The organism is Streptomyces vulcanius, assembly GCF_042653945.1.
GTDB classification, from domain to species: Bacteria; Actinomycetota; Actinomycetes; order Streptomycetales; family Streptomycetaceae; genus Streptomyces; species Streptomyces mangrovi.
In genome coordinates, this window is sequence record NZ_JBHSFK010000024.1 from 81,797 (window position 1) to 94,668 (window position 12,872).

At 69.8% G+C, this 12,872-nt stretch carries 11 protein-coding genes; all 11 read left to right on the plus strand.

The window, feature by feature from the left end:
* Nucleotides 1-214 precede the first annotated feature (214 nt).
* The 11 genes from thrB to ACFPIH_RS32180 all read left to right on the plus strand — a co-directional run bounded on the left by thrB (nucleotide 215) and on the right by ACFPIH_RS32180 (nucleotide 12,686).
* Nucleotides 215-1,159, plus strand: coding sequence for a homoserine kinase (gene thrB, locus ACFPIH_RS32130; RefSeq protein ID WP_381180534.1), 945 nt, complete (start codon nucleotides 215-217; stop codon nucleotides 1,157-1,159).
* Between the two features lie 404 nt (nucleotides 1,160-1,563).
* Complete coding sequence (gene rho / locus ACFPIH_RS32135; protein WP_381180532.1) at nucleotides 1,564-3,567, plus strand: transcription termination factor Rho; 2,004 nt, start codon at nucleotides 1,564-1,566, stop codon at nucleotides 3,565-3,567.
* A gap of 194 nt (nucleotides 3,568-3,761) precedes the next feature.
* On the plus strand, nucleotides 3,762-5,537 hold the full coding sequence (locus ACFPIH_RS32140) for a trypsin-like serine protease (RefSeq protein WP_381180530.1): 1,776 nt from the start codon (nucleotides 3,762-3,764) through the stop codon (nucleotides 5,535-5,537).
* Between the two features lie 167 nt (nucleotides 5,538-5,704).
* On the plus strand, nucleotides 5,705-6,826 hold the full coding sequence (locus ACFPIH_RS32145) for an LCP family protein (RefSeq protein WP_381180528.1): 1,122 nt from the start codon (nucleotides 5,705-5,707) through the stop codon (nucleotides 6,824-6,826).
* 217 nt (nucleotides 6,827-7,043) lie between these two features.
* On the plus strand, nucleotides 7,044-7,268 hold the full coding sequence (gene rpmE / locus ACFPIH_RS32150) for a 50S ribosomal protein L31 (RefSeq protein WP_381180526.1): 225 nt from the start codon (nucleotides 7,044-7,046) through the stop codon (nucleotides 7,266-7,268).
* Nucleotides 7,269-7,375: 107 nt separating this feature from the next.
* Nucleotides 7,376-8,452, plus strand: coding sequence for a peptide chain release factor 1 (prfA, locus tag ACFPIH_RS32155; RefSeq protein WP_381180524.1), 1,077 nt, complete (start codon nucleotides 7,376-7,378; stop codon nucleotides 8,450-8,452).
* A gap of 36 nt (nucleotides 8,453-8,488) precedes the next feature.
* A complete protein-coding gene (gene prmC / locus ACFPIH_RS32160; RefSeq protein WP_381180522.1) occupies nucleotides 8,489-9,334 on the plus strand; it encodes a peptide chain release factor N(5)-glutamine methyltransferase in 846 nt (281 codons plus the stop codon).
* A 55-nt stretch (nucleotides 9,335-9,389) separates the two neighbouring features.
* On the plus strand, nucleotides 9,390-10,037 hold the full coding sequence (locus tag ACFPIH_RS32165; protein WP_381180520.1) for an L-threonylcarbamoyladenylate synthase: 648 nt from the start codon (nucleotides 9,390-9,392) through the stop codon (nucleotides 10,035-10,037).
* The gene (locus tag ACFPIH_RS32170) at nucleotides 10,034-10,702 is read left to right on the plus strand and encodes an arsenate reductase/protein-tyrosine-phosphatase family protein (RefSeq protein ID WP_381180518.1); all 669 of its coding nucleotides are present in this window, start codon (nucleotides 10,034-10,036) and stop codon (nucleotides 10,700-10,702) included. The genes ACFPIH_RS32165 and ACFPIH_RS32170 overlap by 4 nt, the downstream gene beginning before the upstream one ends.
* A gap of 130 nt (nucleotides 10,703-10,832) precedes the next feature.
* Nucleotides 10,833-12,074 (plus strand): serine hydroxymethyltransferase, encoded by a 1,242-nt coding sequence (locus ACFPIH_RS32175; protein WP_381180516.1) that lies wholly within the window; start codon nucleotides 10,833-10,835, stop codon nucleotides 12,072-12,074.
* A 99-nt stretch (nucleotides 12,075-12,173) separates the two neighbouring features.
* Nucleotides 12,174-12,686, plus strand: a complete 513-nt coding sequence (locus ACFPIH_RS32180; RefSeq protein ID WP_381180514.1) for a hypothetical protein — start codon at nucleotides 12,174-12,176, stop codon at nucleotides 12,684-12,686.
* The last annotated feature ends 186 nt before the right edge of the window (nucleotides 12,687-12,872 follow it).

The window sequence follows — 12,872 nt, forward strand, 5'->3', positions numbered from 1 at the left end:
GGGGCTTACGACACGCATCGTGCGCCTCCCGTGCGCCCTATGTCGCCGCAGAACCTTCCTTCGATAGGCTGTACCGAACCCACCCGCCGCATATGCCGCAGCGCCGCGTCTCCGTCGTGGCCCCAGGGTGCTCACGTACGTATCGAAAGCCAGTTTCGAATCTCGGTGTCGAATGTCATTCGACAGCACGCAGCTCAAGGAGAGTCATCGAGAGATGGCCGGTCCCGCCTTCCGCGCCGCCCCTGTCCGGGTGCGCGTTCCCGCCACCAGCGCCAACCTCGGCCCCGGCTTCGACGCCTTCGGCCTCTCGCTGGGGCTCTACGACGACGTCGTCGTCCGGGTGGCCGACTCCGGGCTGCACATCGACATCGCCGGCGAGGGCAGCGAGACCCTGCCGCGTGACGAGAAGCACCTCCTCGTCCGCTCCCTGCGCACCGCCTTCGACGTCCTGGGTGGTCAGCCGCGCGGCCTGGAGATCGTCTGCGCCAACCGCATCCCGCACGGACGGGGCCTCGGCTCCTCCTCCGCCGCGATCTGCGCCGGAATCGTCGCCGCGCGCGCGGTGACCATAGGCGGCGAGAGCAGGGTCGACGACGCCGCCCTCCTCGAACTCGCCACCGAGATCGAGGGCCACCCGGACAACGTCGCGGCCTGTCTGCTCGGCGGTTTCACCCTGTCCTGGCTGGAGGCGGGAGCCGCGCGGGCGATCAGGATGGTGCCCGCCGATTCCATCGTTCCGGTGGTTTTCGTCCCCGGAAAGCCGGTTCTGACGGAGACGGCGCGCGGACTGCTCCCGCGCTCCGTGCCGCACGTCGACGCAGCCGCCAACGCGGGCCGCGCCGCCCTGCTCGTCGAGGCACTCACCCGCCGCCCCGAGCTGTTGCTGCCCGCGACCGAGGACCGGCTGCACCAGGAGTACCGCGCACCCGCCATGCCGGAGAGCGCCGCCCTCGTGGAGCGGTTGCGCGCGGACGGGATCCCGGCCGTCATCTCCGGTGCGGGACCGACCGTGATGGCACTGGCCGACGCCGACACGGCCGACAAGGTCGAGGCCCTCGCGGGCACCGACTGGGCGGCAAACCGGCTGGCCCTGGACCTGCGGGGCGCGAGCGTCCTGCCGCTCGCGCCGGCTGGCGAAACACCCTCCGGTGACATTTAGTGCACGGTCGCCGGATTTCGAGAGGGGGAATGTTTGTTGGATCCGGTAGTGTTAACCTCAAGTCTGCACCCGACCCCACCATGGCGAGGTGCTTCGTGTCCCCCTTCGGGACAGACATTCTTCCGGGAGCTCCCCACGCCGCACTGCGTTCCGTACGTCGCACCTGGGCAGTACGCCGTACATCGACGCTGAGCGGTCCGCAGGGCACGCTCCGGAATAGGTGCTACCACGCCACGTGACACTGGGTGTCACGGCTTGTCGCGGAAGCGCCATCACCAGCAAATTTCCTCCGCCGCATAGGGCGGACCACCGCCCCGGCTTCGCCTCAGCAAGGACCGAAGTCGGACAGCACAACCGGTCGCCGAGCCAGACAGGCCGACGTCCGCTCCAGGGAAGGACCCTTCGTGAGCGACACCACCGATCTGATGGGCGCACGTGTCGAGGAGACCGCTGCCGCGCCCTCCACGGACGCCTCCGCGCCTGCCACCGGTGCCGGCTCCCGGCGGCGCCGCGGTACCGGCCTCGACGGCATGGTGCTGGCCGAGCTGCAGCAGGTCGCATCCGGCCTCGGTATCAGGGGCACCGCGCGTATGCGCAAGAGCCAGCTGATCGAGGTCATCAAGGAGGCGCAGGCCGCAGGAGGTGCCGCGGCCCCCAAGGCCGAGGCGACGACCGCAGAGGCCAAGCCGAAGCGCCGCGCCACCTCCAAGGCCCGGACCGGCACCGAGGAGACCGCCGAGAAGAAGGCGGACACCACTGCCGAGGCCCCGGCCGAGAAGGCCGTCGCCCAGCAGCAGATCGAGATCCCCGGCCAGCCGGCCAGCAACGACGCGCCGGTCGAGCGCCGCCGTCGCCGTGCGACCGCCGAGGCGGGCAGCCCCGAGACGGTCACCGCCGAGGCGAAGAGCGAGCCCAAGGCCGAGACGCCCGCGCAGCCGCAGGCCGAGGTCAAGACCGTCGACGCCGGTGAGGCCGACGGCCGCCGCCGGGACCGCCGTGAGCGCGGCCGGGACCGCGGCGAGCGTGGCGACCGCGGTGACCGCGGTGACCGCCGTGGCAAGGGCGACGAGCAGCAGGGCCAGGGCGGCCAGCAGCAGCGCGGCCAGCAGACCCAGCAGCAGACCCGTCCGGACCGCAACGCCGGCCCGCAGGACGACGACGAATTCGGCGACGGCCGTCGCGGGCGTCGCGGCCGCTACCGGGACCGCCGGGGCCGTCGCGGCCGTGACGAGATCGGCACCGCCGAGCCGCAGCTCGCCGACGACGACGTCCTGATCCCCGTCGCGGGCATCCTGGACATCCTCGACAACTACGCCTTCATCCGTACGTCGGGCTACCTGCCGGGCCCGAACGACGTCTACGTCTCCCTCGCCCAGGTCCGTAAGAACGGCCTGCGCAAGGGTGACCACATCACCGGCGCGGTCCGTCAGCCGAAGGAAGGCGAGCGGCGCGAGAAGTTCAACGCGCTGGTCCGCTTGGACTCCGTCAACGGCATGGCGCCCGAACACGGCCGTGGCCGCCCGGAGTTCAACAAGCTGACGCCGCTCTACCCGCAGGACCGGCTCCGTCTGGAGACCGACCCGGGCGTGCTGACCACCCGGATCATCGACCTCGTCTCGCCCATCGGCAAGGGCCAGCGCGGTCTGATCGTGGCCCCGCCGAAGACCGGCAAGACCATGATCATGCAGGCGATCGCCAACGCGATCACGCACAACAACCCCGAGTGCCACCTGATGGTCGTCCTCGTCGACGAGCGTCCGGAAGAGGTCACCGACATGCAGCGGTCGGTGAAGGGCGAGGTCATCTCCTCGACCTTCGACCGCCCGGCCGAGGACCACACCACGGTCGCCGAGCTCGCCATCGAGCGCGCCAAGCGTCTGGTGGAGCTGGGCCACGACGTCGTCGTCCTGCTCGACTCGATCACGCGTCTGGGCCGTGCGTACAACCTCGCCGCCCCGGCCTCCGGCCGCATCCTCTCCGGTGGTGTCGACTCGACGGCCCTGTACCCGCCGAAGCGCTTCTTCGGTGCGGCCCGCAACATCGAGGACGGCGGATCTCTCACGATCCTCGCCACCGCCCTTGTGGACACCGGGTCCCGCATGGACGAGGTGATCTTCGAGGAGTTCAAGGGCACCGGCAACATGGAGCTCAAGCTCGACCGGAAGCTCGCCGACAAGCGCATCTTCCCGGCGGTGGACGTCGACGCGTCCGGCACCCGCAAGGAGGAGATCCTGCTCGGCACCGAGGAGCTGGGCGTCGTATGGAAGCTGCGCCGGGTGCTGCACGCGCTCGACCAGCAGCAGGCGATCGAGCTGCTCCTCGACAAGATGAAGCAGACCAAGTCGAACGCCGAGTTCCTGATGCAGATCCAGAAGACGACGCCGTCGATGGGCAACAACAACGACTGACCTTCTGGTCAAGCCTTAGTGAAGGGCCGCTCCCGTGGTGGGGGCGGCCCTTCGCGTTGTCAGCGGGGGTTGTTACGATCGCGCCCTTCGGTCGGACGTTCTAGTCCGTACCGATCGCGAACTTCGCGACTTTCTGATCCCGAGGGGGGACTTGAGTGGATACACGCATGTCCGGGGGCCGGCACAGACGCCGGATGCGTATCGCCCTGCCGGTCGTCGCCGCGACCCTGGCCGCCGCCGTGGCAGGCGCGCTCGTCACGACGTCCGCGGGGGCCGCCACGGTGTCGCAGACGACGGTCCGCAGCGGACCGTCGGCCGCAGAACTCCACGAGCGTCTCGCCATCGCCGGGCAGAGCTCGCCGAAAACGCCGTCGTCCCTGAGCGCGAGCACCGGCTCCGGCTCCGGCTCGACGGCGACGATCGACCCGAAGATCATCGGTGGCAGTGCCACGACGATCACCAAGGCGCCCTGGATGGCCCAGCTCTGGTACGGCGACGACGGGGGCACCCCCGACGACCCCGGCGACGACGTCGGCTTCTTCTGCGGCGGCGCGGTCGTCGCCCCGACGAAGATCCTGACCGCCGCGCACTGCGTCAAGGGCTACAACTGGAAGGCCCACGGAGTCGTCGTCACCGGCACCACGCAGCTCGCCGTCGACTCCGACGGCAACTGGGACCTGCACGGCGGTGCCGAGAGCGGTGTCTGGCGGCAGTGGAACCACCCGTCGTACAACGCGGCCAAAATCGACAACGACGTCGCCGTGCTGACCCTGCCGAACCCGGTCAAGGCGACGCCGATCCCGATGACGACCGCCGGTGACACCGCCTCGTACAAGACGGGCACCGTCGGGAAGGTCTACGGCTGGGGCCGTACCACCTCCGCCAACGAGGACATCTCGCAGGTCCTGAAGACGGCGGACCTGCCGATCCAGTCCGACACCACCTGCGCGAACACCTACGGCTCCTACTTCGTCAAGGGCCACATGGTGTGCGCGGGCAAGCCCGCCACGGGTTCCGACACCGGTACCACCTCCGCCTGCAACGGCGACTCCGGCGGCCCGCTGGTGGTCGGCGGGAAGATCGTGGGCACCGTGTCGTGGGGCGTGGTCGACTGCGTCGAGAAGGGCGCCTACAGCGTCTTCACGAAGCTCACCACCTATGTCTCCGCCGCCTATCCGCGCGTCGACGACACGAACATCAGCGGTGACCAATACGCCGACCTGTTCGTGCGCAACGCGTCCACGAAGACCGGCTACGAGCTGGACTCCAAGGGCACCACGCTGGCCGCCCGCGAGTCCTGGGGCTCGTTCAACGGCTACAACCTGGTCGTGCAGACCGACCTCGACCGGGACGGCTACCAGGACTTCATCCGCCGCCGCACCTCCGACGGCGACCTCTTCTGGTGGCACTTCGTGCCGCCGTCCGGCACTACGGCCGCCAAATGGGTCAACACCCTGATCGGCGACAACTGGAAGACCCGGCTCGCGATCGTCGCCCCCGGCGACGTCACCGGCGACAAGCTGCCGGACCTGCTCTCCGTCGACTCCGGCGGGGCGCTGTGGATCTACCCGGGCAAGGGCAACGGCAAGTTCGCCGCGCGGGTGAAGGCCGGGACGGGCTGGAACCAGTACAACATCGTGCGCGGACACGGCGACTTCAGCAATGACGGCCGTGCCGACCTCGTCGCCCGCAACAAGAGCACCGGCGCGATCTACCTCTACAAGGGCACCGGCAAGGCCGGCACGGGCGCGTTCTCGGCCCGCGTCAAGGTCGGGACGTGGAGCAACTCGACGTACAACGTCTTCGCCACCGTCGGTGACGTCAACGGCGACGGCAAGGCGGACCTGCTGGCCCGTACGCCGAGCGGCAGGCTCTACCTCTACAAGGGCACCGGAAAGGCCACCACCGAGATCTTTGCCACAAGGGTGTCACTCGGTACCGGTTTCAATCAGTACGACATTTTTGGCTGATCTCGTCCGAAAGTGCAGGTGAGCGGGGTTCACCCGGCTCCTCCGACAACGCTCTGTGCCTGAATCCTCGCGATCCGGGTACAGAGCGTTGTGCAACCCTGTCCCGAGTTTCCCCGTCTGACCGGACGGGGCGACCATGGTGAGGTTGTACGAGAACAGAGGAGCACATGTCCGCCGACAGCACGCCGGAGCCCGGCATACCGGGTGAGAACGGCAGCAGCAACGGTCCGCGCCACCGCAGGGAGCGGGGCAGGCGGAAGGGTCTGCTGGTCCTGGCCTGGACGGCCGCGGGCATCGTGGCGCTGGGCGGCACCGGCGCGGGCTATCTGTACTTCAAGCTCAACGGCAACATCAAGAGCGTCGACATCGACCAGGCACTGGGCTCCGCCCGGCCCACGAAGGTCGACAACGGCTCCGAGAACATCCTGGTCCTCGGCTCGGACACCCGCTCCGGCGCCAACAAGAAGCTCGGCGGCGGCACCGACGACGGCAGCGCCCGCTCCGACACCGCGATGATCGTCCACGTGTACGAGGGCCACAAGCGGGCCAGCGTGGTCTCCATCCCGCGCGACACCCTCATCGACCGCCCGGCCTGCACGGACACCAAGGGCGGCACACACGCCGCCGCGTCCGGGGTCATGTTCAACTCGGCGTACACGACGGGCGGCGCGGCCTGCGCGGTCAAGACGGTCGAGTCCATCACCGGTATCCGGATGGACCACTACCTCGAGGTCGACTTCTCCGGCTTCGAGAAGCTGATCGACGAACTCGGCGGCGTCGAGGTCACCACGACCAAGGCCATCGACGACCCCGACAGCCACCTCAAGCTCAAGGCCGGCACGCACACGCTCAACGGCGAGCAGGCCCTCGGACTGGTCCGCACCCGGCACGGCGTCGGCGACGGCTCCGACCTCGGCCGCATCCAGCTCCAGCAGGCCTTCATCAAGGCCCTGGTCACCCAGGTCAAGCACGTCGGCCTCTTCACCAGCCCGAAGAAGCTGTACGACCTCGCCGACACCGCGACGAAGGCGGTCACGACCGACTCCGACCTCGGCAAGGTCGACTCCCTGATGGCCTGGGCCAACGGCCTCAAGGGCATCAAGGCGTCGAACATGCACATGGTCACCATGCCGGTCGAGTACGACCCGGCCGACCCCAACCGGGTCATCGTCCTCAAGTCCAAGGCCCAGCAGGTGTGGACGGCCCTGAAGAACGACCAGCCGATTCCGGCGGCGGCGACGAAGGGCAACGCGACGGGCGAGGCGGCGGGGGTCGTGGCGTCGTCGTGAGGGTGCGTGCCCCGCGCCCCTGGGTGGGCGAGCCGCAGCTTCTTGAGGGGCGCGGGGAACTGCGCGATCAGCCACGACGGACCCGCGGGGAATAGATAACGGGAACCCCCGGTTTTGGGGGATGGCGCCAGTCCTGGCAGACTGGTACGTCGGCTCCGGTTCACGTTTCCGTATCCCGCGGCAGCGACCCGGCGCCCTCCCGAAACTAGGAGACACCTTGAAGCGCGAGATCCACCCCGAGTACGTCGAGACCCAGGTCAGCTGCACCTGTGGCGCGTCGTTCACCACCCGCAGCACGATCGAGAGCGGTGCCATCCGCGCCGACGTCTGCTCCGAGTGCCACCCGTTCTACACGGGCAAGCAGAAGATCCTCGACACCGGTGGCCGTGTGGCCCGCTTCGAGGCCCGCTTCGGCAAGGCCGCCGCCGGCTCCAAGAAGTAGCGAGCCCCATTTCGCCGGTCCACGGTCGCGTCCCCGCCCAGGGACGCACCGGGACCGGCGTTTTTGGTCGCCCGCCCTTCCGCCCGCACGCATGTCAGGAGCCCACCATGTTCGAGGCAGTCGAGGAGCTGGTCGGTGAACACGCCGACCTGGAGACGAAGCTCGCCGACCCGTCGGTCTTCGCCGACCAGGCCAACGCGCGCAAGCTGAACAAGCGCTACGCCGAGCTCACCCCGATCGTCGCCACGTACCGCTCCTGGAAGCAGACCGGCGACGACATGGAGACCGCGCGCGAGTTCGCCGCCGACGACCCCGACTTCGCCGCCGAGGTCAAGGTCCTGGACAGGCAGCGCGACGAGCTGACGGAGAAGCTGCGGCTGCTGCTCGTGCCCCGGGACCCGTCCGACGACAAGGACGTCATCCTGGAGATCAAGGCGGGCGCGGGCGGCGACGAGTCGGCCCTGTTCGCCGGTGACCTGCTGCGCATGTATCTGCGGTACGCCGAGCGCGTCGGCTGGAAGACCGAGATCATCGACGCCACCGAGTCCGAGCTGGGCGGCTACAAGGACGTCCAGGTCGCCGTGAAGACCAAGGGCGGGCAGGGCGCGACCGAGCCGGGGCAGGGCGTCTGGGCGCGGCTGAAGTACGAGGGCGGAGTGCACCGCGTGCAGCGGGTGCCGGCCACCGAGTCGCAGGGGCGGATCCACACCTCCGCCGCCGGTGTCCTCGTCACGCCCGAGGCGGAGGAGGTCGACGTCGAGATCAATCCCAACGACCTCCGGATCGACGTCTACCGGTCCTCCGGGCCCGGCGGACAGTCCGTCAACACCACCGACTCCGCCGTGCGCATCACGCACATTCCCACCGGAGTCGTCGCCTCCTGCCAGAACGAGAAGAGCCAACTGCAGAACAAGGAGCAGGCGATGCGTATCCTGCGCTCCAGGCTGCTCGCGGCGGCACAGGAGGAAGCGGAGCGGGAGGCCGCCGACGCCCGCCGCAGCCAGGTCCGCACCGTCGACCGCTCCGAGAAGATCCGCACGTACAACTTCCCGGAGAACCGCATCTCGGACCACCGCGTCGGCTTCAAGTCGTACAACCTGGACCAGGTCCTGGACGGCGAACTCGACGCGGTGATCCAGGCCTGCGTCGACGCGGACTCGGCCGCCAAGCTCGCAGCCGCGTAAGGCTACGTACGCACGAGTACGACACGGAGGACTTGCGTGAACCTGCTGCTCGCAGAGGTGGCCCAGGCCACCCAGCGGCTGGCCGACGCCGGCGTGCCCTCGCCGCGCAACGACGCGGAGGAGCTCGCCGCGTTCGTGCACGGCGTGAAGCGGGGCGAACTGCACTCCGTGAAGGACTCCGACTTCGACGCCCGGTACTGGGAGGTCATCGCCCGGCGCGAGCAGCGTGAGCCGCTCCAGCACATCACCGGGCGGGCCTACTTCCGCTATCTGGAGCTCCAGGTCGGTCCCGGCGTCTTCGTCCCGCGTCCCGAGACCGAGTCGGTCGTCGGCTGGGCCATAGACGCCGTACGCGCCATGGACGTCGTCGAGCCGTGCATCGTCGACCTGTGCACGGGCTCCGGCGCCATCGCGCTCGCCCTCGCCCAGGAGGTGCCGCGTTCCCGGGTGCACGCCGTGGAGCTGTCCGAGGACGCCCTGGTGTGGACCCGCAAGAACATGGAGGGGTCCAGGGTCGATCTGCGTCAGGGCAACGCCCTGGACGCCTTCCGCGACCTCGACGGCCATGTGGACCTGGTCGTCTCCAACCCGCCGTACATCCCGCTGACGGAGTGGGAGTACGTCGCCCCCGAGGCCCGGGACTACGACCCCGACCTGGCCCTGTTCTCCGGCGAGGACGGCCTGGACCTGATCCGGGGCCTGGAACGCACCGCACACCGCCTGCTGCGCCCCGGTGGCGTCGTCGTCGTCGAGCACGCCGACACCCAGGGCGGCCAGGTGCCGTGGATCTTCACCGAGGAGCGGGGCTGGGCCGACGCGGCCGACCACCCCGACCTCAACAACCGCCCCCGCTTCGCGACCGCCCGCAGGGCGATGCCGTGAACACCGCCCCGACTTTTCATTCGCAGCAGTACGTGTACGAGGAGGCCCGCTAGACATGGCTCGGCGATACGACACCAACGACGCGACCGACCGTGTGACGGGTCTGCGCGAGGCCGCGTCCGCCGTCCGCCGTGGCGAGCTCGTCGTCCTCCCGACCGACACCGTCTACGGCATCGGCGCCGACGCGTTCTCCAAGGAGGCCGTCGGTGATCTGCTCGACGCCAAGGGCCGGGGCCGCAACATGCCCACGCCCGTCCTCATCGGCTCCCCGAACACCCTGCACGGCCTCGTCACGGACTTCTCCGAGCTGGCCTGGGAGCTCGTCGACGCCTTCTGGCCGGGCGCGCTCACGCTCGTCGCCAAGCACCAGCCGTCCCTGCAGTGGGACCTGGGCGACACCCGGGGCACGGTCGCCGTCCGCATGCCCCTGCACCCGGTCGCCATCGAGTTGCTGACGGAGGTCGGCCCCATGGCGGTGTCGTCCGCCAACCTGACCGGCCACCCCGCGCCGGAGAACTGCGACTACGCCCAGGAGATGCTCGGCGACTCCGTGTCGGTGTACCTCGACGGCGGCCCGACCCCCGGCAACGTCCCGTCCTCCATCGTCGACGTCAGCCGCGAGGTGCCGCTGCTGCTGCGCGCGGGCGCGATCTCCGCCGACGAGCTCAGGAAGGTCGTACCCGACCTCGAGGTGGCGAATTGACAGCCCCTGGCGCGGGGCGTGGCATAGCCGGCAGCGCGGAGGAGACGACCACCTTCGGATTCCCGCGCGACACCTTCCGCATCCTCCATGTCAGCACCGGCAACGTCTGCCGCTCGCCCATCACCGAGCGGCTGACCCGGCATTTCGTGTCGCAGCGGCTCGGGATCCTGGGCGGCGGGCTGATCGTGGAGAGCGCGGGCACCTGGGGCCACGAGGGCGCGCCGATGGAGGCCAACGCGGAGACCGTGCTGGCCGACTTCGGCGCGGACGCGACCGGGTTCACCGGCCGTGAACTCCTGGACGAGCACGTCATCATGGCCGACCTCGTCCTGACCGCCACCCGCGACCACCGCTCCCAGGTCATCTCCATGGGCCACTCGGCGGGGCTGCGCACCTTCACGCTGAAGGAGTTCACCCGCCTGGTCAACGCGATCGACACCGCCACCCTCCCCCCGCTGGAGGAGGGCGTGGTCATGCGCGCCCGCGCCCTGGTCCGCGCGGCGGCGGCCCTGCGGGGCTGGCTCCTCGCCCCCACCGCCGAGGCCGACGAGGTCTACGACCCGTACGGCGCCCCCCTCCCGTTCTTCCGCTCGATCGGCGACGAGATACACCAGGCCCTGGACCCTGTGGTGACGGCACTGACGGGTGTCGCGGCGCGGGCTTGACGCGCATGGGGGTGAGTCGGGGACCGGGTCCCTGTGGTGACGGCGCTGACGGGTGTGCGCGGATGTAGCGCCGGGGGCGGCGGGCGGGCCTACATTGGACGTACGTCATCGTCGACGTCCGGAGTCCGTCATGTCGGTCATCCATGCTCCCGTCGCGGCCGATGTCCTGCGCCGACAGGATCCCGAGCTGGCCGAGATCCTGCTGGGGGAAGCCCAACGGCAGGCGTCGACACTGCAGTTGAGCGCCGCCGAGAACTTCGCCTCCCCCGCCGTGCTGGCCGCGCTCGGCTCGCCGCTCGCCAACAAGTACGCGGAGGGGTATCCGGGGGCCAGGCACCACGGCGGCTGCGAGATCGTGGACGTCGCCGAGCGCGTCGCGGTGGACCGGGCGAAGGCGCTCTTCGGTGCCGAGCACGCGAACGTGCAGTCGCACTCCGGCTCGTCGGCCGTGCTGGCCGCCTACGCCGCCCTGCTGCAGCCCGGGGACACCGTGCTGGCGCTCGGGCTGCCGTACGGCGGTCATCTCACCCATGGTTCGCCGGCCAACTTCTCGGGCCGGTGGTTCGACTTCGTGCCGTACGGGGTCGACGCCGAGACCGGGATCGTCGACTACGCGCAGGTACGGACGCTCGCCCGCGGTCATCGGCCCAAGGCGATCGTGTGCGGGTCCATCGCCTACCCCCGCCACCTCGACCACGCCTTCTTCCGAGAGGTCGCCGACGAGGTCGGCGCGTATCTGATCGCCGACGCCGCGCATCCCATCGGGCTGGTGGCCGGGGGAGCGGCGCCCAGCCCGGTGCCGTACGCCGACGTCGTCTGCGCCACCACGCACAAGGTGCTGCGCGGCCCGCGCGGCGGGATGCTGCTGTGCGGGAACGAGCTGGCGGAACGGGTCGACCGGGCGGTTTTCCCGTTCACGCAGGGCGGCGCGCAGATGCACACCATCGCGGCGAAAGCGGTCGCGTTCGGGGAGGCGGCAACACCGGCGTTCACGGCGTACGCCCATCAGGTGGTCGCCAACGCGCGGGTGCTCGCGGCCGGCCTGGAGCGGGAGGGGCTGGTGGTGACGACCGGCGGGACGGACACCCATCTGATCACCGCCGACCCGGCGCCCCTCGGTGTCGAGGGGCGGGACGCACGCGGGCGGCTCGCCGCGGCCGGTGTCCACCTGGAGTGCTGCGCGCTGCCCCATGCGCATGCGCGTGGGCTGCGGCTCGGCACGGCCGCCCTGACCACGCAGGGCATGCGGGAGCAGGAGATGGCGGGCGTCGCGGCACTGCTCGGGGGCGTGCTGCGCGGCCGGGTCGAGGGCAGGCGGGCCCGCGAGGAGGTACGGGAACTGGCCACGGCCTTTCCGCCGTATCCCGGGTGACACGGACCGGGTCGGTCCGGGGCAACTCACCCCGGCGATAACGGTGTTACCGCCATAAAAGTTCTTGAACGGTGGCCGACGGCATTCCATACTCGCCCGATGAAGATCAGACATCTCGCGGCCCCGATCGCGGCGGCCGTCGCCCTCGTCGGCCTGGCCACGCCTCCGGCCCAGGCGGCGACGTACAAGTGCGGTGCCTCCCAGTCGCACCGCGTGGTCCTGCCCAACAAGTCCGACCTCGACCTCAGCGTCGGCCTGTGTGTCTTCCGCAACTCCGACGGCGAGTTGTACGCCCAGGTGCAGACGAACTGGGAGCCCACCACGCTCACCGGCGCGGTCGGCAGGAAGTTCGACGGCTTCAAGGTCAACGCGCGGCTCGAGTACCGCTTCACCACCGGCGGCAACGACTACATCAACAAGTCCCACACCTGCGACTTCACGGCGTCGGCCAACGACAAGTGGAAGGCCACCGCGAACTGCAAATCGGGCGACACCCCCTGGGACGGTGACCTGTACTGGTCGGCCGACGGCCAGGTGCAGTGGGACATCGATGCCGACGGCAAGGGCTGGCAGGACCCCTGGCAGCTGACGGGATCCCCGCTGCTCAGCTGAGGCCCCCGCGCGTGTACCCCGGGCGTGACGGGGTACGCGCGCAGTCATAAAACATCCCCGTGCACCCACGCTCACAGCCACACGTGCAACCATCGTCGCTACCCGGTAGTCCCCACACATATGCGCTGTGTGTGAGTCGATCGCTAGTGTGTGGGGCTGAGATGGCCAGCGAGACCTGTGGGGAAG